Raw genomic sequence first — 20,589 nt, 5'->3', positions numbered from 1 at the left:
AATAATTCTGGACAGGGATAAGATGGATCCTCACTCGCGGCACAAGGCCCTGATCGCACCTTTCCGGCAGGCTTTGTATGACTTTGACTTGGATACGGTGCGGGCGCAGTTGCATGCCCTGTGCACGCCTGACGTCGTATTCCGCCTCGCTTTCCCTTTCGAGACTGTGACAGGTGTGGATGCGCATGTGGATCGTGCCTATGGTGCACTGGCCAAAGCGTGGCCTGACCTTGAGAGGCGGGACCATATCGTGATCTCGGGTCCGACACCGGATGGTGCCGATTGGGTTGGGTGTGGTGGTTACTACACCGGCACGTTCACGGCTCCTTGGCTGGATATCCCGCCGACCGGCCACATCGTCCACATGCGGTTTCACGAATTCTACCGATTCGAGAATGACAAGATCGTCGAGATGCAGGCCCTTTGGGACATTCCAGAGGTGATGATGCAGGCGAACGCCTGGCCTATGGTGCCGTCACTGGGGCGGGAATGGCATGTGCCGGGTCCCGCAATGTGCAACGGTCTTGTGGAAGGCCCACGTGACGACGCGACCAGCGACGCGTCCTGCCAGCATATCATCGACATGCTGGATCATCTCAAGAAGCACCCAAGCCAGGGTGGGCCTGAAGTGATGGAAATGGAGCGCTTCTGGCACCCCAAGATGATGTGGTACGGACCAAGCGGTATCGGGTCAGGGCGCGGCATCTCGGGGTTCCGTAACTGGCATCAGATTCCGTTCCTGAATGGCATGCCGGATCGAGGGAAATACATCGATGAGATCACCTATCATTTCTTTGGTGATGGGCCCTTTGCTGCGGTCACCGGCTGGCCAGATATGTATCAGACCATCACCCATGACGGGTGGTTGGGCATCCCGCCTGTGAACAAACGGATCGAAATGCGCAGTCTAGACTTCTGGCGCATTGAAAAAGGATTGATCCGAGAGAATTGGGTCATGGTCGATTTGCTGCACATGTACGACCAGATCGGTGTCGATGTTCTGGCCCGGATGCGAGAGTTCAACAAGGCGCGCACCGGGTTCGACCCTGAAATGGGGCGGGCGCTATGACGCTGATCATCCATGGGCGCGCCTCTTCGTCAAATGTACAGGCTGTGATGTGGGGCGCTGCCGAGCTTGGGTTGGCTGTTGAGCGCAAGGATGTCGGAGGTCGGTTTGGTGGCACGGACACTCCGGCTTTTAGGCGGATGAATCCGATGGGGCTTGTCCCGGTCCTGGAAGATGGCGACAGGGTAATGTTCGAGAGCGCGGCCATCCTTCGGTATCTTGTGACGCAGTATGGCGAAGGCGGCGTTGTGGCATCACCACGCGATGACATGTGGGCCGAGTGGGCCAAGCATACGCTGTGTCGGTCATTTACCGTACCGCTGTTTTGGGCTTACTACCGCACCCCCGAAGCAGTGCGGGACTTGGCAGCCGTGGGTCACGCTTTGCGCCAGTTTGAAGCCAACCTTGCCGTGGCAATGTCGGAACGGGGCGCGCGGGCGTGGATGTCAGGAGAAACTCTGGGACTTGCGGACATCTGGGTCGGTCACATTCTCTATCGCTACTTCACGCTTGATCTGGATCGGCGGGTGCCTGCGGGCACGCAAGACTACTACGACGCCTTGACCGAGCGGGCCGCGTATCGGACGCATGTGATGGTGGATTACTCTGAACTGAAAGGGAGGCTGTCGTTTTGACCGAACTGCCCCGTACCCCGTCCTTTGATCTGTCCGGAAAGCGTGCGCTTGTGACAGGTGCGTCGTCCGGTATCGGCCTTGGATGCGCAGTGGCGCTGGCTGAAGCAGGTGCGCACGTGATCTGTGCCGCACGCCGCGCAGATGCCTTGGCGGATGTGGTGACTGCCATGACCGATCAGGGGTGGAGTGCAGAAGCCATGCCGCTTGATCAGTCGGATGTCGAAGCCGTCAATGCAGCCTTTGATGAACCATACGATATCGTCTTGAACTCTGCTGGGCTGGCGCGTCATGGCCCGTCGATGGAAACGCAGCCTGACGATTTCGACGCCGTTGTAGGTATCAACCTCAAGGGGGCCTATTTCCTTTCAACGGCGGCTGCGCGGGCGTTGACGCACGCAGGCAAGCCAGGCTCGATTATCCACATTTCCTCGCAGATGGGCCACGTGGGCGGCATCGATCGGGCCGTCTATTGCGCGACGAAGCACGGGGTCGAAGGGATGGTCAAAGCTATGGCCATCGAATGGGGGAAAGCGGGCATCCGCATTAACACCGTCTGCCCGACGTTCGTGCGCACGGCATTCACCGAGAAGTCGTTCCAAGACCCCGAGCGGTACGCATGGATCATGGACAAGATCAAGCTGCCACGGGTGGCCGAGGTCGAAGACATCATGGGCGCTGTCCTGTTCTTGGCGTCTGATGCATCGGCGATGGTCACAGGTACGTCTATGTTGATCGATGGGGGGTGGACAGCAGACTGATGCCAGACAAGGTGACAGCACTAGATGTGGCCGCGCGGGCCGGGGTCTCCCGGTCGGCGGTTTCACGTGTGTTTACACCTGGGGCGTCAGTTTCCAAGCGGACGGCTGACAAGGTGCGGCAGGCGGCGGATGCGCTGGGCTATCGCCCCAACGTGCTCGCGCGCAGCCTGATCACCGGGCGTAGCCGCATCATCGGTCTCGTCGTCGCCTATCTGGAAAACCATTTCTACCCTGAAGCCATCGAACGGCTTAGCCGCAAACTTCAGGAGCAGGGCTATCACGTTCTTGTTTTCCTCTCCTCTAACAGTGGGGAGGAGGCGGACGAGGTCATGGCTGAATTGCTCGACTATCAGGTGGACGGCATCATTGCCGCCAGCGTGGGCATGTCCAACGATCTGACGCAGCGGTGCGAGGCGGCGGGTATTCCCATCGTTCTTTTCAACCGGGCGCAGGATGACGATCGGCTTTCGGCAGTCACCTCAGACAACTACCACGGTGGGCGCAAGCTGGCTGAGTTTCTGTTGGCAGGCGGACATAAACGCATCGCGCATATAGCGGGGTGGGAAGGTGCTTCAACCCAGCGCGACCGTGAAGCCGGGTTTGTCGCCGGGCTTCAGGCAGGCGGACAAAATCTCGCAGCCCGCGGCGTCAGTGACTTTAACTTTGAGACCGCCAAGATTGTTGCGCGTAAGATGTTTGCAGAGCCGGACCGGCCTGATGCCGTTTTCTGTGCCAATGACCACATGGCCTTTGCCGTCATGGACGTGCTGCGCTTTGAACTGGGGCTGAGCGTGCCGGGTGACGTGTCCGTTGTAGGCTATGACGATGTCACCCTCGCAGCATGGCCCAGCTATGACCTGACTACCGTGCGCCAACCCGCCGGGCAGATGGCCGAAGCCACGGTTGATATTCTGATGGATCGCCTCGCCGATCCCGATACCAAACCCCGCCGCGTCGCGCTGGATGGACCGCTGGTCCTGCGCGGGTCGGCCCGCATACCCAAAGGATGGACCGCATGAAGGGTTTTTCGAACCGGTGGAAGGATTTCCCCGACTATATCCTCGGCATCACCAAGGAGATCTGGGAAGACCGGGGCATCGCAACACTGCACCACTATTACAGTCCTGACATCGTGGTGCGCTCGCCCGGTTCGGTGGTCATTGGCAACGAAAATGTCATAGGCGCGACCATGGCGACCTTGGCCGAATTTCCGGACCGGACACTGCTGGGCGAGGATGTGATCTGGAGCGGGACCCCGGAGGAGGGGATGCTTTCGTCGCATCGCATCCTGTCGACGGCGACCCATATGGCCGATGGGGTTTACGGCAAGGCATCAGGCAAGACGCTGCAATACCGTATCATCGCGGATTGCCATGCCATCAACGATCGGATCAACGATGAATGGCTGATCCGGGACCAGACCGCCATCGTGAACCAGATCGGATGGGAGGCGAAGGCCTATGCTGCCGACCTGATCGAGCGTGAAGGCGGGATGGAGAATGCCGTGCGCCCGCTGACCCCTGCCACGGACCAGCCGGGGCCTTATAAAGGACGCGGCAATGACAATGAATGGGGCGCGAAATACGCCGACATCCTGACTCGGATCATGGGGGCCGACATGGCGGCAATTCCCTCTGAGTATGATCGTGCCGCGCAGTCTGAATATCCCGGGGGAGTGACGGGCCATGGCACGGACCCGGTAGATCGCTTCTGGATGGGCCTGCGCGCGTCCTTCCCGGGTGCAAAGTTCACGATTGACCATCAGATCGGACGAGATGACGACTTGATGCCGCCGCGCGCCGCCATCCGTTGGAACCTGCATGGAAAACATGACGGATGGGGGTATTTCGGCGCGCCGACGGGGGCTGAGGTCTACGTGTTGGGCATTTCCCATGCCGAGTTCGGGCCATGGGGCCTACGGCGCGAGTATGCGCTTTTTGATGAAACGTCGATCTGGAAACAGATCCTTTTGCAGACGGGGTAGCTCTGTCGTGAAGCGCTATGATGAGCTGATGTTCACGGATGCTGTGAAATCACTGCAAGAGGCAGACGGCTCTACGGAGATGTACGCCCGCAGCTACGGCGCGCGCACCCATGCCTTGACCGCAGACGAAGTGGCTTTTGTTGCCTCGCGCACTTCGTTCTACATGGCGACGGTCTCCGAAACCGGCTGGCCCTACATCCAGCACTGCGGCGGACCTGCCGGATTTCTCAAGGTGTTGGACGATCACACGCTCGCCTTCGCGGACTACCGCGGCAACAAGCAACATATCAGCGAGGGCAATCTGGCGGGAGATGACCGCGTGTCCCTCTTCCTGATGGACTACCCGCGCAAGGCGCGGATGAAGTTGCAGGGGCGCGCCACCTTTGAACAGGCGCAAGGCAACCCGGACCTTGCTCAGAAACTGGCCGTGGACGGGCAGGGTCGCGTTGAACGGTTGGTGACGATCCGCCTTGAAGCCTTTGACTGGAACTGCCCCCAGTTCATTGCACCGCGCTTTGATGCGTCCGAGATCGCGCAATTAATTGCTCCCGAATTGGACAAGCTGAATGCGCGGATCGCAGCATTGGAAGCCGAGAACGCATTGCTGAAGGGGCAAGGATGACTGACCTTTATCGTGCCGCCGAACGCCTGATGGGGATGCAGGATGCCGACTGGCGGCGTCATGCGAACCCGCTCAGCGTCTGGACACGATTCACGTGCCTGCCAATGATGGTTCTGGCAATCTATGCGCGCCAGTGGATCGGCTGGTGGGCGATGCCACTGTTTCTGCTGGCCGCTGTCTGGACATGGGCGAACCCGCGCGCTTTTCCACCGCCTGCTGACTTCGGTAGTTGGGCGTCGCGTGGTACATTGGGCGAGCGTATCTTCCTGGCGCGGAGTCACTATCGGATCGCCGCCCATCACATGCGTGCCGCAAACATCCTGACGGCTTTGTCGGCCTTAGGTCTGTTGCCCCTTATCTATGGCCTGATTTCTTTGAACCCGTGGGCTACGGGCCTCGGTTTGGTTGCGACCATACTGCCCAAGGTCTGGTTCGTGGACCGCATGGTCTGGATTCACTCTGATATCACCAAGACAATACCGGGCGATCCGTTGCCCGATCCGACCCTCCCACATGAAAGGACCCAAACATGACCCCCGCCGAGATGGAGCCGCGCATCGTGCGCTATGGCGACCTCATGCCTTGCAAGACCGCGTTCATCGACGCGCATACGCCAGGGAGCGACCAGAAGGAAAACTTTACCATCATTGGCGGTGGTGTGTCGGAAAGCCCGGATCAGCATGTCCACATTTCCATTCCGCATGGGTTCAACATCGGGGCGGCAGGGCAACCGCCGAAGTGCCGCAACTCGCTTCATTCGCATCGCACGGCAGAGGTGTTCTTTGTTCTATCGGGCCGCTGGCGCTTTTTCTGGGGTCGTTGGGGCACGGCGGGCGAGGTGGTGCTGGAAGAGGGGGACATTATTAACATCCCCACTGGTATCTTCCGCGGGTTCGAAAACATCGGCACCGACTATGGGATGATTATGGCGATCCTTGGTGGGGATGATGCAGGCGGTGGTGTCATCTGGGCTCCACAAGTGATTGAGGATGCAACAGATCACGGTTTGGTGCTTGGTGAGAATGGCAGCCTTTACGATTCCAAAAAGGGAGAAAACCTGCCTGAAGGCGTGAACCCCATGCCCTTGCTGACCAGCGAGGAGCTTACGGATTTTCCCGAGATGTCACCTGCGCAAGTTGTTGGTATGGGGGTGCGGCGCTATTGGGACATGGTTTGTCTGGCCAAGGACGCACCCTGCAAGGTGATTGGAGAGACAGGTATCATTCGCGACAAGCCGGGTTTCGAAGTGGATTTGATCACGCGCAGCAGCGCCAGTGACACTTGGCATAGCCATAGCAAACCTTGTGTTCTTATGCCGATGCGGGGGCATTGGAGGATCACGTGGGAGGGCGGCGCGGCGACACTTGCGCCGGGTGACACGATGAGCATGCCTGAGAACATGCCGCATTTGGTGTTGCCTTCCATGACGGGAGAAGCGTCTTTGTACCACATCGTAGGTACGGATGACCCGGCTGGTCCAACGTGGGTGCCGGAGTGAACGCGGGACTAAAAAACCTGGTGCCGGCCTTGCTTGCCTGCGCCTGTGCGACGGGGGCGTTGGCGCAGTCGGTACCTTCATGGACGGCCAAGATCGAAGATCTGGGTGCGAACATTTATGCCTCGGCGGCGCACGGCGGAGGCACAATGACCATCACCTGCACCGCCCCGTCGCCGCAGGGTCGTGATCCGTTGGAAAGCTATGAGAACGAGTTACACCAGACCGGCCCATATGAGGTCTATGTCCGGATGTATGATCCTTACTTCGACTGGTCAGGAGGTTCGGTCCAGACCGGCGCAACCATTTTCCTGGGCCAAACCGGATACCGTCTGCCGCCATTTGAACTGGATGAATTCAGTGGCACAATTGTTCGGTTATCCATGGTGGATCCATTGATGCAGGCGCTGACCGTGGCGCCGGGTTTCATATTGGACACCGGTCAGGGGCAGGCCTTTGACTTTGGAGTCTCTGGTTTGGCCGGGGCGCTGGATCAGGTGCTTTATGTCTGTGTGTCGCGCTGGGGGGAATTGGGCCGACCAGTTCCCGCCGCGTTGGGTCGGTATGCGACTACCGCACCCACGGTTGCTGGCGCGGTCGCCGCCACTCGCAACGGGATCGCCCAGAATCCCGACCGAATCCCGCTGCGCCGACAGCAACCACAGGACGGTCCGGCCATCGTCTTTGTGCCTCCGGTGCTGCCGATACAGCCTGGTCAGAGCATGTACGACCGCGCCGTCGGTGCAGCAAATTCGGTCTGTAGCACCGCAAGGTTGAATGAAGGTGCTCTCTGGCCTGGCGATCTAGAGGGCGACGGGGCCGAGGATATCGTCATGAACTGGGGATTTGTGGAGTGTTTGGGGCCGAACGGGACTGTGCATGGTGTACCTGGCGCATGCGACTCCGCGGGCCAGTGTCGCGTCACAGTCTTTTCATCTGCGCAGACAGCGCGCGGTCTGTCCGAATGGATTGGTCAGGCTTATCACGCCGAACCTGATCCCAATGGTCCGGCGCCACTGTTCATGAACACGCGGACAGGAGTGTGCGGCACATCAGCAGGTGCATTCGGGTGTTCCGCCTGGTTGGCGTGGTCGGGTTCGGGATTTTCGCGGGTTCAGGCACGACCGCTTGATGCCGATCCCGGCGCCGTGGCCCGCGCGCAGGTTGCGGTAGCGGATACGCCAACCCAGGATTTGCCAATACAGTTTGCGCCTGCACCGCGCTTGCCCATTCCCAATGCCCCGCCTGCGGCGGCGGATGCACACATTAGGAAGCTATGCCAGGGACCGTTCAGTTTTGTGGATCCGTCCGCATTGCAGGCTAGCGACATCGATGGCGATGGCCTGGCCGACTTTCTGCTGAACTGGACCGGTGTGTCGTGCAATGGCGGTGTTCAAGGACGCGCGTTTTGTGGTGCCGCCAATTGCCGGATCGACGTCTTCTTGTCCTCGCGTGGATACGCGACACCTGAAGACTTGTTGGGGACCGCGGCCGACTTTGTAAAAGACGCAAGTGGCCGCGTGGGCGTATTGCTTGCCGGAACGGCTTTTGTCTGTGCGGATGGGTTCTGTGACACTCCGTGGTATTGGAATGGCGCTGAGTTAGCGCAATAGGAAAGGACGTCGAAATGGCCATTGTTACAACGCATGTTGGGTCACTTCCCCGCACACAAGAAGTTGTTGATTTCATCTTTGCCCGCGAACGTGGGGAGGGCTTTGACCAGACCGCCTTTGACGCTGCAATGGCACAAGCCGTCGACGACACGGTCGCCAAGCAGGTCGCTGCCAATATTGGCATCGTCAGCGATGGCGAGACATCGAAGATCAGTTACGCGACCTACGTCAAGGACCGTTACACCGGTTTCTCGGGTGACAGCCCCCGCAATGCACCGGCCGACCTCAAGCAGTTTCCGAGTTTTCTGAAGCGCCTCGCTGACGACGGGGGGACCCCGAAATATGCCCGGCCCATGTGCACGGGTGAGGTCAAAAGCAAAGGTCAGGGCGAGCTGGAGAAGGACATCACGAATCTTAAGACCGCCATGTCCAAACACGGGGTTGAGCGCGGGTTCATGAATGCGGCCTCGCCTGGTGTGATCTCGCTCTTTCTGCAGAATGATTTTTATCCAACCCGCGACGCCTATCTTGCGGCCCTCGCCGATGCGATGAAAAGCGAATATGAAACGATTGTGGGGGCAGGACTGGACCTGCAACTGGATTGCCCAGACCTCGCCCTGTCACGGCACATGCTGTTCAATGATCTGAGCGATGCAGAGTTTCTCAAGATCGCCGATGCGCACGTTGAGGCGCTGAATCATGCATTGGCTGATGTGCCCTCAGAAAAGGTTCGTGTGCACATATGTTGGGGCAACTATGAGGGGCCGCATACCTGTGATGTCCCAATGGATACGGTGTTCTCGACATTGATGTCGACCAAGGCGCGGTACGTGTTGTTTGAAACCTCAAACCCGCGCCACGCCCATGAATGGACGGTCTTCCGCGACCGTCGGGCCGAAATCCCAGACGACAAGGTATTGGTGCCAGGTGTCGTTGATACGACCACGAATTTTGTCGAGCACCCGGAATTGGTCCGTCAGCGTATCGAGCGCTTCACCGATATCGTTGGTGCCGATCGCGTGATTGCCGGCAGTGACTGTGGCTTCGGTACGTTTGCCGGTTTTGGGTCGGTTGATCCAGAGATTGCCTATGCCAAGTTAGCGACCTTATCCGAAGGCGCAGCCATGGTGAAGGGATAAGTCATGGATGATGCGCTGCATGATCTGTTGAAGTCTGTCGATACGCCCACTGTTTGCAACGCCATCGAAGTGGCACAGGGCAAGCGCGGGTTCAATGCGTTCACACGTGGAACGATGCTCGCTTCGGATGCGAATGGTGTCATGGTTGGCCACGCCCGCACCGCGCGTATCCGCGCAGTTGCTCCGCCGACCGATGCACCTGAAGTTATCAAAGCCCGGCGCATGGCTTACTACAAATACATGTCGGAAGGGGATCATCCCTGCATTTGCGTCGTCCAGGATCTGGATGTGCCAAACGCCGTTGGCGCTTACTGGGGCGAGGTCAATACGAATATTCACAAGGCGTTTGGTCTTTCGGGCACCCTCACCGACGGTGTGATGCGCGATCTTGGCGATCTTGCAGAAGACTATCCTGTAGTTGCTGGCTCAGTTGGCCCGAGCCATGGATTTGTGCATGTCATCGACTATGATCAGCCGGTGCGTATTCATGGTCTCGACATCCACCCTGGAGACTTGGTTCACGCAGATCGGCATGGGGCCGTGGTGATCCCCAATGAGGTGAAGGCAAGTCTTGCGGACGCGATCGCAACCCTCATGCAGTCAGAGGTCATCGTATTCGATGCGGTAAAAGACAAACGGATCAGCTTTGAGGAGTTTGAGACAGTGTGGGCCGCGTTCGAGGCCGCGCGCACATGATCCGCTGCACAGCACCGGTAGCCCTGCTATGCTGGGTGGCAATGGCGCATGCAGAAACCCTCGATCTGACCCCGCGATGGGAGTACGTGGCCGATACGGTCATGGGTGGTGTGTCATCCGGGCAGGCCGTTCGACAAGTGGTGCAGGGTCGTGACGCAATCCGTCTGACTGGGAGCGTTTCGCTCGACAACAATGGCGGTTTTGTTCAGATTGCTTCCGACTTGGCCGACGGCGCAGTGTTCGATGCCAGTGGCTATACCGGCATTGCTTTGGATGTAGTTGGCAACGGTGAGACTTACGATCTGCGCCTCCGAACAGATGCGCTGACGCGGCCGTGGCAATCGTTTCGAACCGAATTCACAGCGCCGCGCGAATGGTCCACTCACAAAGTCCCTTTTGACACCTTTATCGCACACCGAACTGAAGCGCGCTTTGACGTAAGACGGCTGCGTCGTATCGGCATTCTTGCTATCGGGCGCGAGATGCAGGCGGACATTGCTGTGTCCGCCGTGCGCCTTTATCGCTAGTCGCGCGGGGCTGGGGCTCCGCCCTCGAAATTGTTGCCCTTTTCGTAGTCGCAAGGTGCTTCTTGCATTTGCAGATGCAAACCGTCCCCTGTGTATGGGTGCGCGCGGGCCAGATCTTCGTCGACATCAATGCCCAACCCAGGTGTCTCGGGCGGTGTGACAAAACCGCTGTCCACTTGGATGCTGCCCTTGATCAATTGATCGTGGAACGGCGTCTCAATCGTTTCACACATCAAAAGGTTCGGGATCGAAGCTGCCAGGTGGATGTTTGCAGCCCACTCAACCGGACCTGCGTAAAGGTGCGGAGCCATTTGCGCATTGTGGACCTCGGCCATCGCCGCAACCTTCTTCATCTCCCATATCCCGCCGGCACGTCCCAGTGCCGGTTGCAGGATCGTGGCAGCACCACTGCGCAAGACCGGCGCAAATTCGGCCTTGGTAGTGAGCCGCTCGCCTGTAGCGACCGGAATGCGAACCGCGCGCGCCACTTTTGCCATCTCTTCGACCGCATCCGGTGGGATTGGTTCTTCGAACCATAGCGGGGAATAAGGCTCCAATGCCTGCCCCAGCCGGATTGCTCCGGCTGTCGTGAACTGACCATGTGTGCCAAAAAGCAGATCGGCCCTATCTCCCACAGCTTCACGGATGGCTTTGCAGAATGCCACGGATTGCGAAATGTCCCGCATCCCTGGCATATGTCCGCCGCGCATTGTGTAGGGACCCGCAGGATCAAACTTCACAGCTGTGTAGCCGCGGGTCACACAGTCCAGCGCCGACTCGGCAGCCATCTCGGGCGAAGTCCAGAACGTATCAAGCCCATGATGTTGCAGAGGGTAGAGGTAGGTATATGCGCGAATGCGCTTATTCATTTTGCCGCCCAACAACGCCCAGACAGGCCGCTCGCGCGCTTTGCCCAGAATATCCCAGCACGCAATCTCGAGACCGGAGAATGCCCCCATGACGGTGAGGTCAGGCCGCTGGGTAAACCCCGACGAATACGCGCGGCGGAACATCAATTCGATGTTTTCCGGGTTTTCCCCGCGCATGTGCCGGTCAAACACATCCTCGATAACGGATCGCATCGCGCCCGGCCCGATGGACGCGGCATAGCATTCGCCCCACCCGACGATGCCGTCATCGGTCGTGACCTTTACGAGAATCCAATACCGCCCTCCCCAGCCGGGGGCGGGGGGTGCTGTGACGATGATGTCGAGGTCCTTGAGTTGCATTTTTCAGTCCCTCTTACTTGCTTGAAATAATCCTGGGGGTGAGGCCAAAGGGCGAGGGGGCTGACCCCCTTACGGCCTATCAAACAGAATGACGTTCCGTCGTGCGGTACCAGACTTCGTGTCGGCGATCGCTTCATTTATCTGATCCAGTGACCAACGCCCCGAAATCAGGCTGTCTAGCTGCAAGCGGCCTTGTTGGTACAGGTCCACCATCCACGGAATGTCGCGTTGGATCACAACGTCGCCCATTTTGGACCCAACCATGCCCTGACCAATGGCAGCCAGAATAACCGGTTCGTATTCAGCCGTGGCCCCGGAGTGAGGCATCCCGACCATAACGACCTTGCCGCCCCGTCCCATGTATTTGGGGGCTTGTTCATAGGCGGGGATGGCGCCGACGGTCACGATAACTGCTTCTGCACCTTTGCCGCCGAGGGCTTTGTAACTGGCGCGCCATGGCGATTTTCCCGTGGCCAGCACGCCATGCGTCGCCCCAAAGGCCTTGGCGTCGTCCAGCTTTTCCTCGGTCATATCAACGGCGACAATTCGGCGGGCACCAGCAATGCGGGCACCTTGAATAGCGTTCAGACCAACACCGCCCGCCCCGATGACGACGACATCCTGTCCGGCCCGCAGACCAGCCGCATTCACCACCGCACCAACCCCGGTGATCACACCGCAGGCGATCAGGCTTGCAGCCTCTTTCGAGATGTCGTTGGAAATCTTCACCAACTGCTTCTGGTCGACCACGACTTTCTCGGCAAAGGCGCCACATGCCATCGCCTGATGCAGCTTTCCGTTGTTGGCTGTGCGTATCGGACCCTGGTCCCCATCATACGGCGTTTCACAGATCGTGGGCTTGCCGCTGGCACAAGACGGGCACGTCCCGCAGGCCCGGATCAACGTGACGATAACACTATCCCCTTCAGTCAGGCCGACCACGCCGGGACCAACTGCGCTGACCAAACCGGCCGCTTCGTGCCCGTAGACAGCAGGCAAGCTGCCACCCCAGGCACCATCGGCATAGGAAATGTCTGAATGGCAAATAGCGACCGCGTCCAGCGTCACTTCGACCTCTCCCATCTCGGGGGGGCGGATAAGAATGTCTTCGACCACAAGGGGCGTTCCGAATTCATGGCACACGGCGGCTTTGATGGTTTGCATGTCGTCCCTTCGTCTGTGTTAGCAGCAACGGTGACGCAGTGGCGAGGCGCAAGCAAGCCGGAAAACGACCGATCTAAGGCGCAGTTGATCCACTGACGTTGTGTGCGGCGGTCGTTCCTGTCTTTCGAACAAAGACCATAAGTGCCAGTGCCATCAAAACGGCTGCCAAGAGGAACGGTGCACCGGGCATGTATGCGCCCGTCTCCGGAGTGGTGAACGTATAGAAGACTGTGGTCATCAGCATTGGCGACACGATCATTGCAAGGGCGGAAATCGACACGAGCGCTCCCTGCAGCTCACCTTGCTCATCGTCGCCCACAGCTTGGGACATGATGCTTTGCAAGGCGGGTGTGATGACCGCCGGCAAGGCGGCAAGCGGGGTCAGGATCAGCAGCCATGTCCCAGAACTGACAAAGCCGATCAAGAGAAACACCGCGACATCCGCGATATGGCCATATATGACCGCGCCACGCTCGCCCAGGAACCTCAGGATGGGGCGGATTAGTCCGCCCTGCACCACGGCCATCGAGATGCCAAAGAGGCTGAGTGATACGCCGACCATACCGGGTGACCAGTCAAAACGCTCTGCCGTGTAATAGGCCCAGATTGCCGGATAGACGATGAACGCGATCTGGTAGATGAAGAACACCAGCAGGAGCGGTCCAAGACCCGGCAATTTTCCCAGATGCTTGAACAGTCCGAAGGGATTGGCGCGGGACCACGTGAACGGGCGCCGAATGCGGTCATCGACGGTTTCTTTCAAAACGATGTAGCCGAACATCGCATTGGCCGCTGCCAGGCCAGCTGCCGCGTAGAACGGTGCACGTGTTCCATATTCCGCCAGAAACCCGCCCATGGCCGGACCCAGCACAAAGCCAATGCCAAAGGCGGCTCCGATCAGCCCGAAATTGGCAGCCTTCTGCTCTGGTTTCGATATGTCGGCCATATAGGCGTTTGCGGTGGATTGCGTGGCCGCTGTGATGCCGCCAACAACCCGCCCCAACAACAACAGCCATATGGTGCCAGCGACGGCCATGACCAAGTAATCGAGCGCCAACACAATCAGCGACACAAGCAGTATGGGACGACGCCCATAGCGGTCCGACAAGGCACCCAATAGTGGCCCAAACAGGAATTGCATGGCAGCAAAGGTGGTCGACAAAACCCCGCCCCAGAGGGCCGCAGTGCCCAAGCCCATCCCTTGCACCTCTTGGATCAAGTCCGGCATGACTGGCACGATCAGGCCAATGCCCATCGCGTCGATCATGACGGTCAGCAGGATGAAGACGACCGGTAGCTTCACAAGGCTTTTACCCGCTCGGCAAAGGCGCGTGCGTCTGCTGGGGCCGTGCCCAGTTGGGCGGATGGGTCAAAAAGAGTGTCGGGCAAATCCGGGTAAGCGGTGCGTGCAACATGCTCCAAGGATTGTTCCGATGCGACGGCGTCGGCAATCAGTGTCTTGGTGGCTGCCTGCGCGTCAGGGCGAGGCATCTGCTGTGCCAAGGCAAAACTCAACGCCTCGGCGTGAACGCCGCCCAGACCGTCAAATTTAGATGCCATCGTTGCCATGTTCGGTTTCCAGCTTGATACAAGCGTGTCCGCAACACTGATCGATGCCGCCCAGCATAGTGCTATCTGCGGCATCACCATCCATTCGGTAAACCAAGCCGCCCCGTCACGCTGGTGCTGGTGTGCCGCAGCGGCCTGCAAGGATGTACGCAAACCCGTCATCTGATAACCAAGAGCCACAAGTGCCGACGGCCCAACTGGGTTCTGCTTCTGTGGCATCGTCGAAGATGATCCCGCCGCATCCAAGGCCATCTCCTGACATTCGGTCGCTGTCAGCGCGACCGCAGTCTGCCCCATAGCAGAAAGGGATGCCACGATCCGTGCCATCCAATCCGCAATACGCAGGACGGGTCCACGGTCAGTATGCCAACTGCGGCCAGGATCGCGCAGCTTCAACGCGTCAGCCAGCTCTGCGCGTGTTTCATTCGCCTTTGGTCCCAAGGCTGATGCCGTCCCCGCCGCGCCGCTGAGCGATACCCACAAAGAGCTTTCCCGCAAGGCTGGCAATTCCTGCATGGCATCAGTAAGGGGCTGCCCCCACTGCGCCAATACGGCTCCCCAGCTGGTGGGCGTCGCATGCTGCCCATAGGTGCGAGCGACCATGGGTGTCTCTGCGTGCATCTCGGCCTGATTGCCCATTGCTTTGAGCAATCTGCTCAATACATCCTGCTGAGTGCTCAAGGTTTGGCGCAGGCGCAGAATGAGTGCGGTGTCGATGATGTCCTGACTTGTTGCGCCCCAGTGCGCGTATTGCGCATGTTCCGGTGCTTTCATAGCCTTGCGGAACTCGGCCACAAGGGCAGGGACGCTGACACCGTTTTGGCTTGTCGCGTCAGCCAAGCCTGCGGGATCAATTTGGACCTCCAAGGACGAGCGATGGATATAGGATGCGCTCACTTCCGGGATGATGCCTTGCGCGCCCTGAACCTTGGCCAAAGCGCCCTCGACCAGCAGCATCGCACGTACTTCGGCGCTGTCGGACCACAGTCGTCCAACCTCTCCTGTCGGGAACAACTGCCCATACAGAGCGGACGAAAAAACCGAAGCAGCCATGGATCAGATGTGCCCCGTCGCGCGCATAAAATCTGTCAGGACACGGGCGAATTCTTCTGGTCGTTCGACGCATGGCAAATGACCCGCCTTGCGGATTAGATGGAATTGACTTCCTGGGATCAGATCGACGGTTTCGCGCACCAGATCGGGCGGGGTCGATCCATCTTCGGACCCTGCAATGCCCAGCGTGGGAAGGCGTAAGGTGGCCGTCGTGGCAAAGAAATCCGTGCCGGAGATCGCCGCCGAGCATCCTGCGTATCCCGCGTCCTCTTGCCGGATCAGCATGTTGCGCCACAGCTCCAATTCGGATGTCTGGTGAAACTCCTTTGAAAACCAGCGATCCATGACCGCATCGGCTAACGCCTCGATCCCGCCGGTCTTCACATCCTGAATGCGGTCGGCCCACATCTCCTTGGTGCCGATCTTGGCACCGGTGTTCGACAGCACCATGGCGCGCATCAGGTCCAGCCGTTTCACCGCCAGCCCTTGAGCAATCATGCCGCCAATAGAGAGGCCCACAAACATCACATCCTTGAAGCCCTGCAGGTCCATCAACCGCTCACAGTCACTGACCAGTTGCCCCATGGAGTAGGGTGCGGGCGGACAGGTCGACAGTCCGTGACCCCGCTTATCAAATCGCAGGATGCGCAAACCATCGGGAAGTAAGGGCAGGATCGGATCCCACAGCCGCATGTCGGTCCCCAGCGAATTCACGAAGACCATAGGCGCGCCATCTTTTGGGCCGTCGATGCGGTAGTGCAGGCGTACGTCGCCCAAATCCGCCATGTGCATGGTGCTTAATCCTTCAACCGCATATGCGCGATGATCTGCCCATGATCCGAGGCGAGCTTGTTGTACGGCGCCTCGGCATGGCTGCCATCGGTCAAATGATCGTTCAATACGCTGAAATAGTCCATCTGCCCGATGCTTCCCTTTGCGTCAGGTAGAAAATGGCGAGACATGTATATCTGGTCGATGCTTTCGTACACACCGCCAAACGCTGCCGTATACACCATGTCGCGAGACGACTTGCGGATGAACTGTTTTTCTGCCGAATGCAGGCGCACCGCCTCAATGTCCTCGCGTATTTGCGCGTCCTCTTGCTCCGAGTACCGATCCCGCGGTGTTTCAGCGTCGTGGCGCAGCATCCAGGCGTAGTTCTTGAAGGGGTGCTCGCCGCTGATGATCTCCGAGCTGACGGCATGCTCACCATCGTTGAAGTCGCCCATGGCCATCACTGGGTACCCAGCTTGCAACTCGGCGATGATAGCACGGCGCAGCACCCAGGCCTCCGCCATCCGACGCAATGAAGCGCGTAGACCACCCAGCGCCCGGCCCACCGGGTCGTAACGGGTCAAATCCACTTCCGGCGGAAAGTCGGCACCTTCAGGTCGAACAAACTCACCCAGTTTCGATTTTAGATGACAGTTGAAGACGGTTATGACGTGGTTGCCAACAGGGATGCGCACCTTGAGGATCGGGCGGCTCAGACGCGTCAGTCGAAAGCTGCCGCCGCCATCAGGACCCATGGGACCAAAATCGATGTCCAAGGGTTCAGGCAGGTCCTGAATGATCTCTGGCTCACCCTCGAAGCCAAAGCGCGACAGGATTGCGACACCCGGACGGCGCTGCCCCGGACCGCCATCATTAACATTCGCAGCCACGGCCAATGCAGCGTTGGTATAGGGACGATAGGCCAGCTTGCGAAAGATCGCCTTACGTCGATAGCGCTTGTTGGGGCCGGGGATGTGTTGGGCATTGTCAGCCATGCCCTCGGCATCGGCAGCATCAATCACCTCTTGCAGTGCGCTTTCCTCAAAAATCTCCTGAAAGCCGATGATGTCAGCATCCATGGTTTGGACCTGCTCGGACAACCAATCAACTTTCCAGGCGTATTCCTCAGGTGTGTATTGCTGGAAGCGATAGTATTCCTGATCCGGCCCGATCAGGTTTTTGACGTTGAAACTGGCGATGGTGAATTCGGTCATGAAAGTGTGTCCAATGCGCGTTCAAATAGGTCAGGGTCCACGTTCCCGCCCGAAATGGTGACGATCACGTCGTCCCCGTCTATCTGATCCTGCCGACACAAGGCGGCAGCAAGGGCCACGGCGCCGCCGGGTTCAGCAACGACCTTCAGGCGCAGAAACGCCTGTGCAACAGCATGCAGAGCCTCGTCCTCGCTGACCGTAAGGCCGGGGCCGCACAAACGCTTTATGATTGGAAAGGTCAGGTGGCCGGGCTGAGGCGTGATGATGGCATCACAGATGTTGCCCGATACCGCTGTGTTCCGTTCAATCTGGCCCGAGCGCAGAGACCGGGCAACGTCGTCGAACCCTTCCGGTTCAGCCGGACGCACACGCAAACCGGGGGCCTCTGCCTCAAGCGCAAGGGCAATGCCGCTGGTGAATCCACCGCCGCCACAGCAGACGATTACGTCTGCTGCCGTTACCCCGACAGCCGCCGCCTGTTCCGCGATCTCAAGACCGGTTGTCCCTTGGCCCGCAATCACTTGCGGTTCATCGAAAGGTTTGACGAGTGTCAAACCGCGTTCCTTGGCCAGTTGCGCACCAATCACGTCACGATCACCCGACCCACGCTCGTAAAGCACAACCTCGGCGCCAAGCGCCTTGGTGTTGGCGATCTTCAGTACGGGTGCATCGCTGGGCATAACGATGACGGACGGCACGCCGTGCATCTGAGCCGCAAGTGCGACGCCTTGCGCATGATTGCCACTTGAAAAGGCGATGACACCTGCGGCCCGTGTCGCCTCGTCCAAGGCGGATAGGGCGGACCATGCCCCACGGAACTTGAAGCTGCCGGTATGTTGCAAGCACTCTGGTTTGATCCAGACACGACGGCCCGCGATTTCATCGATGAAGGGGGAATTGAGAAATGGGGTCCTGCGTGCATGCCCCTTCAGCCGAGCGGCCGCTGCGCGGATCATTTCAATATTCAAACCAACTTCTCCATCCATGCTCGTATTGCTGCCAAGGCTTCAGGTTCATCCAAAAACGGCACATGGCCACGTCCCGGGACCTCTGCAAAGATCATGTCAGGACGACGATCTTGCATTTTCCGCGCCGTTTCCGCGCTCAACAAGTCAGATCCTGCTCCGCGGATCAGGGCCAGAGGCTTGCCCGCCAACGCGTCAAAGAAGGGCCACAGGTCCGGCATCTCTTCACCTGCTTCGACCGCATCGCGCAGGCGTGGATCATAAGTGATGTCGAGGCCGTCTTTCGTTTCGACAAAGTGCGTGTGTGCTTCCTGCATCCAGCGCTCTGCTGGAACGCCCTCGAACCCTTTAAGAACATGAGGCAACGCGGCAGCGGCTTTGGCCATGCTGTGCACGGCGGGACGGTGCCCCAGATAGGTCATGATGCCGGCCAGACCTGCCGGGTCCAGCTCTGGTCCGACGTCATTCAGGACCGCTCCGAGTAGGCGATCCGGTGCAGTGGCCGCTAGTGCCATGGCATTCAGCCCACCGCGTGACGTGCCAAGAACTGCGACTGCAGACAGCGACAGATGATCCATCAATTCCATCACATCGCGTATCTCGACCGGTAGAGTATAGTTCTGCCAGTTCTCATCCCATTGTGATTGCCCACGTCCGCGATAGTCCAGCTTGATCAGGCGACAGGGCGGAAGATGCGGCGTGATGTACTGGAAGTCCTGTGTGGTGCGGGTCAGGCCGGGCAGGCACAGCAGCGGCAGCCCTTCACCATGATCTTCGAAGTACAGAGACAGGCCATCCGACGTCTGAAATGTGCTCATGCTCGGGCTAGCTCCAGAATGCCGGTCAGGTCGGTCAATACATGCTGCGGCACCCATGGCAGGCGGTCCAAGGGCTCACCTGCGCGATTCACCCAAGCCGTCGTGAATCCGTAGCCGGACGCGCCTGCGGCGTCCCATCCGTTTGAGGACACAAAGAGCACTTCGTTCGCGGCACATCCAAAACGTTGGCCGACAAGGTCATAGACCCGACTGTCGGGTTTGAAGATGCCGACACTTTCCACGGACAGGCAATCGTCCAGCACATCATCAATCCCGGCCGACTGAACAGCCCCGTTCAGCATATCCGGCGACCCGTTCGACAGAATGGCAGTGTTCATTCCGGCATCCTTCAAGGCATGCAGCATTGCGGGCACTTCAGGATAGGCCTGCAATTCCCAGTAAAGCGCCAGTAGACGCTCGCGTAGGGCTGCGTCGCCTGCAAGGCCGTTGCGCTCCAGTGCCCAATCAAGTCCTTCTCGTGTGACCTGCCAGAAGTCAGTGTGCGCATTGGTGATGGCGCGAAGCCATGTGTATTGCAGTTGTTTCTGCCGCCAGTGTTCGGCCACCGCAGGCCATGTGTCTGCCAATTGTGGATAGGTCGGCTCTGCTGCGGCAATGCGCGCGGCTGCCGCAACATCAAAAAGCGTGCCGTAGGCGTCAAAAATACATGTCGTGATGGGCAATGGTGGCACTCCTTTGTGCACAGACTGGCACGGAGGCACACGAACGAAAAGGGGCGAGGTGGGGTTTACCCTACTGCCATGGACAGGCAGTGTGTGCCATCTGTCAAAGAGACAGACATGTTGGGAGATGGACCATGACCGCGATCAAGGACGGCGATACCGTGCGCATCCACTATACCGGGACTTTGCTGGATGGCACCGTCTTTGACAGCTCGGACGGGCGCGACCCGCTTGAGTTTGTAGTTGGGTCCGGTCAGATCATTCCGGGGCTTGATGTCGCCCTCCCGGGCATGACCGAGGGTGAGAAGAAAAAGGTCAATATTCCTTGTGATCAAGCCTATGGCCCGATCAACCCGGCTTTGCGGCAGGGCGTGCCGCGTGATGCGATCCCGGATGAAATCCCGCTTGAGGTTGGTCTGCAACTGCAGATGCAGACACCTCAGGGCCAACCGATGCCTGTGACTGTTGTCGACGTGGGTGATGACGAGGTCATGCTGGACGCCAACCACCCGCTGGCTGGTAAAGACCTGACCTTTGATTTTGAAGTGGTTGCCATCAACGCTGGCTGACGCGCGTTGCTGCTGC

At 59.0% G+C, this 20,589-nt stretch carries 22 protein-coding genes; 13 read left to right on the top strand and 9 right to left on the bottom strand.

Annotated elements, in window-relative coordinates; translation table 11 throughout:
- The first annotated feature begins 22 nt into the window (after positions 1–22).
- The 12 genes from IE087_RS10350 to IE087_RS10295 are packed head-to-tail and all read left to right on the top strand — an operon-like array spanning position 23 to position 10,535.
- Positions 23–1,069 carry a nuclear transport factor 2 family protein gene (locus tag IE087_RS10350; RefSeq protein ID WP_189369224.1) on the top strand — a complete coding sequence of 349 codons (1,047 nt, stop codon included), beginning with the start codon at positions 23–25 and terminating at the stop codon, positions 1,067–1,069.
- Entirely contained in the window at positions 1,066–1,701 is a 636-nt protein-coding gene (locus tag IE087_RS10345) for a glutathione S-transferase family protein (RefSeq protein ID WP_189369223.1), read from the top strand. The genes IE087_RS10350 and IE087_RS10345 overlap by 4 nt, the downstream gene beginning before the upstream one ends.
- Complete coding sequence (locus IE087_RS10340) at positions 1,698–2,459, top strand: SDR family NAD(P)-dependent oxidoreductase (protein ID WP_189369222.1); 762 nt, start codon at positions 1,698–1,700, stop codon at positions 2,457–2,459. Before IE087_RS10345 ends, IE087_RS10340 begins: the two co-directional genes overlap by 4 nt.
- Positions 2,459–3,478 carry a LacI family DNA-binding transcriptional regulator gene (locus IE087_RS10335; protein WP_189369221.1) on the top strand — a complete coding sequence of 340 codons (1,020 nt, stop codon included), beginning with the start codon at positions 2,459–2,461 and terminating at the stop codon, positions 3,476–3,478. Before IE087_RS10340 ends, IE087_RS10335 begins: the two co-directional genes overlap by 1 nt.
- On the top strand, positions 3,475–4,443 hold the full coding sequence (locus IE087_RS10330) for a nuclear transport factor 2 family protein (protein WP_189369220.1): 969 nt from the start codon (positions 3,475–3,477) through the stop codon (positions 4,441–4,443). The genes IE087_RS10335 and IE087_RS10330 overlap by 4 nt, the downstream gene beginning before the upstream one ends.
- Before the next feature lie 7 nt (positions 4,444–4,450).
- Positions 4,451–5,065, top strand: a complete 615-nt coding sequence (locus tag IE087_RS10325) for a pyridoxamine 5'-phosphate oxidase family protein (protein ID WP_229801333.1) — start codon at positions 4,451–4,453, stop codon at positions 5,063–5,065.
- Positions 5,062–5,598, top strand: a complete 537-nt coding sequence (locus IE087_RS10320; protein WP_189369218.1) for a DUF6653 family protein — start codon at positions 5,062–5,064, stop codon at positions 5,596–5,598. The genes IE087_RS10325 and IE087_RS10320 overlap by 4 nt, the downstream gene beginning before the upstream one ends.
- The gene (locus IE087_RS10315; protein WP_189369217.1) at positions 5,595–6,563 is read left to right on the top strand and encodes a cupin domain-containing protein; all 969 of its coding nucleotides are present in this window, start codon (positions 5,595–5,597) and stop codon (positions 6,561–6,563) included. Before IE087_RS10320 ends, IE087_RS10315 begins: the two co-directional genes overlap by 4 nt.
- Positions 6,560–8,173 (top strand): hypothetical protein, encoded by a 1,614-nt coding sequence (locus IE087_RS10310; RefSeq protein ID WP_189369216.1) that lies wholly within the window; start codon positions 6,560–6,562, stop codon positions 8,171–8,173. The genes IE087_RS10315 and IE087_RS10310 overlap by 4 nt, the downstream gene beginning before the upstream one ends.
- 14 nt (positions 8,174–8,187) lie before the next feature.
- A complete protein-coding gene (locus IE087_RS10305) occupies positions 8,188–9,312 on the top strand; it encodes a cobalamin-independent methionine synthase II family protein (RefSeq protein WP_189369215.1) in 1,125 nt (374 codons plus the stop codon).
- Between the two features lie 3 nt (positions 9,313–9,315).
- A complete protein-coding gene (locus IE087_RS10300; protein WP_189369214.1) occupies positions 9,316–10,008 on the top strand; it encodes an RraA family protein in 693 nt (230 codons plus the stop codon).
- Positions 10,005–10,535, top strand: coding sequence for a CIA30 family protein (locus tag IE087_RS10295; RefSeq protein WP_308425454.1), 531 nt, complete (start codon positions 10,005–10,007; stop codon positions 10,533–10,535). Before IE087_RS10300 ends, IE087_RS10295 begins: the two co-directional genes overlap by 4 nt.
- Here IE087_RS10295 and IE087_RS10290 read toward each other — a convergent pair.
- The 9 genes from IE087_RS10290 to IE087_RS10250 form a co-directional block, all read right to left on the bottom strand.
- Complete coding sequence (locus IE087_RS10290) at positions 10,532–11,764, bottom strand: mandelate racemase/muconate lactonizing enzyme family protein (RefSeq protein WP_189369213.1); 1,233 nt, start codon at positions 11,762–11,764, stop codon at positions 10,532–10,534. The two genes, IE087_RS10295 and IE087_RS10290, sit on opposite strands and share 4 nt — an antisense overlap.
- A 69-nt stretch (positions 11,765–11,833) precedes the next feature.
- Positions 11,834–12,928, bottom strand: a complete 1,095-nt coding sequence (locus tag IE087_RS10285; protein WP_189369212.1) for a Zn-dependent alcohol dehydrogenase — start codon at positions 12,926–12,928, stop codon at positions 11,834–11,836.
- A 73-nt stretch (positions 12,929–13,001) separates the two neighbouring features.
- Complete coding sequence (locus IE087_RS10280; protein WP_189369211.1) at positions 13,002–14,231, bottom strand: TCR/Tet family MFS transporter; 1,230 nt, start codon at positions 14,229–14,231, stop codon at positions 13,002–13,004.
- The gene (locus IE087_RS10275; protein ID WP_189369210.1) at positions 14,228–15,550 is read right to left on the bottom strand and encodes a lyase family protein; all 1,323 of its coding nucleotides are present in this window, start codon (positions 15,548–15,550) and stop codon (positions 14,228–14,230) included. The genes IE087_RS10280 and IE087_RS10275 overlap by 4 nt, the downstream gene beginning before the upstream one ends.
- 3 nt (positions 15,551–15,553) lie before the next feature.
- Positions 15,554–16,342, bottom strand: coding sequence for a 3-oxoadipate enol-lactonase (gene pcaD, locus IE087_RS10270; RefSeq protein WP_189369209.1), 789 nt, complete (start codon positions 16,340–16,342; stop codon positions 15,554–15,556).
- Positions 16,343–16,347: 5 nt separating this feature from the next.
- Positions 16,348–17,538 (bottom strand): endonuclease/exonuclease/phosphatase family protein, encoded by a 1,191-nt coding sequence (locus IE087_RS10265; RefSeq protein ID WP_189369208.1) that lies wholly within the window; start codon positions 17,536–17,538, stop codon positions 16,348–16,350.
- Positions 17,535–18,524 (bottom strand): threonine ammonia-lyase, encoded by a 990-nt coding sequence (locus IE087_RS10260; protein WP_229801332.1) that lies wholly within the window; start codon positions 18,522–18,524, stop codon positions 17,535–17,537. The genes IE087_RS10265 and IE087_RS10260 overlap by 4 nt, the downstream gene beginning before the upstream one ends.
- On the bottom strand, positions 18,503–19,321 hold the full coding sequence (locus IE087_RS10255) for an alpha/beta fold hydrolase (RefSeq protein ID WP_189369207.1): 819 nt from the start codon (positions 19,319–19,321) through the stop codon (positions 18,503–18,505). The genes IE087_RS10260 and IE087_RS10255 overlap by 22 nt, the downstream gene beginning before the upstream one ends.
- Positions 19,318–20,004, bottom strand: coding sequence for a haloacid dehalogenase type II (locus IE087_RS10250; protein WP_189369206.1), 687 nt, complete (start codon positions 20,002–20,004; stop codon positions 19,318–19,320). The genes IE087_RS10255 and IE087_RS10250 overlap by 4 nt, the downstream gene beginning before the upstream one ends.
- A 134-nt stretch (positions 20,005–20,138) precedes the next feature.
- Between IE087_RS10250 and IE087_RS10245 the strand changes: the two genes are divergently transcribed.
- The gene (locus IE087_RS10245; RefSeq protein ID WP_189369205.1) at positions 20,139–20,573 is read left to right on the top strand and encodes an FKBP-type peptidyl-prolyl cis-trans isomerase; all 435 of its coding nucleotides are present in this window, start codon (positions 20,139–20,141) and stop codon (positions 20,571–20,573) included.
- Positions 20,574–20,589 lie beyond the last annotated feature (16 nt).

This window comes from Tateyamaria omphalii (assembly GCF_014651375.1).
GTDB lineage: Bacteria > Pseudomonadota > Alphaproteobacteria > Rhodobacterales > Rhodobacteraceae > Tateyamaria > Tateyamaria omphalii.
The sequence above is the reverse complement of the archived record's forward strand: the minus strand, read 5'-3'. Positions and strand labels throughout refer to the sequence as shown.

What these genes read in the sequence shown, in the direction of transcription:
- IE087_RS10350 (WP_189369224.1), top strand. Translation starts at nt 23, where the DNA reads ATGGATCCTCACTCGCGGCACAAGGCCCTGATCGCACCTTTCCGGCAG.
- IE087_RS10345 (WP_189369223.1), top strand. Translation starts at nt 1,066, where the DNA reads ATGACGCTGATCATCCATGGGCGCGCCTCTTCGTCAAATGTACAGGCT.
- IE087_RS10335 (WP_189369221.1), top strand. Translation starts at nt 2,459, where the DNA reads ATGCCAGACAAGGTGACAGCACTAGATGTGGCCGCGCGGGCCGGGGTC.
- IE087_RS10330 (WP_189369220.1), top strand. Translation starts at nt 3,475, where the DNA reads ATGAAGGGTTTTTCGAACCGGTGGAAGGATTTCCCCGACTATATCCTC.
- IE087_RS10320 (WP_189369218.1), top strand. Translation starts at nt 5,062, where the DNA reads ATGACTGACCTTTATCGTGCCGCCGAACGCCTGATGGGGATGCAGGAT.
- IE087_RS10315 (WP_189369217.1), top strand. Translation starts at nt 5,595, where the DNA reads ATGACCCCCGCCGAGATGGAGCCGCGCATCGTGCGCTATGGCGACCTC.
- IE087_RS10305 (WP_189369215.1), top strand. Translation starts at nt 8,188, where the DNA reads ATGGCCATTGTTACAACGCATGTTGGGTCACTTCCCCGCACACAAGAA.
- IE087_RS10300 (WP_189369214.1), top strand. Translation starts at nt 9,316, where the DNA reads ATGGATGATGCGCTGCATGATCTGTTGAAGTCTGTCGATACGCCCACT.
- IE087_RS10295 (WP_308425454.1), top strand. Translation starts at nt 10,005, where the DNA reads ATGATCCGCTGCACAGCACCGGTAGCCCTGCTATGCTGGGTGGCAATG.
- IE087_RS10290 (WP_189369213.1), bottom strand. Translation starts at nt 11,764, where the DNA reads ATGCAACTCAAGGACCTCGACATCATCGTCACAGCACCCCCCGCCCCC.
- IE087_RS10285 (WP_189369212.1), bottom strand. Translation starts at nt 12,928, where the DNA reads ATGCAAACCATCAAAGCCGCCGTGTGCCATGAATTCGGAACGCCCCTT.
- IE087_RS10275 (WP_189369210.1), bottom strand. Translation starts at nt 15,550, where the DNA reads ATGGCTGCTTCGGTTTTTTCGTCCGCTCTGTATGGGCAGTTGTTCCCG.
- pcaD (WP_189369209.1), bottom strand. Translation starts at nt 16,342, where the DNA reads ATGCACATGGCGGATTTGGGCGACGTACGCCTGCACTACCGCATCGAC.
- IE087_RS10265 (WP_189369208.1), bottom strand. Translation starts at nt 17,538, where the DNA reads ATGACCGAATTCACCATCGCCAGTTTCAACGTCAAAAACCTGATCGGG.
- IE087_RS10260 (WP_229801332.1), bottom strand. Translation starts at nt 18,524, where the DNA reads ATGGATGGAGAAGTTGGTTTGAATATTGAAATGATCCGCGCAGCGGCC.
- IE087_RS10255 (WP_189369207.1), bottom strand. Translation starts at nt 19,321, where the DNA reads ATGAGCACATTTCAGACGTCGGATGGCCTGTCTCTGTACTTCGAAGAT.
- IE087_RS10245 (WP_189369205.1), top strand. Translation starts at nt 20,139, where the DNA reads ATGACCGCGATCAAGGACGGCGATACCGTGCGCATCCACTATACCGGG.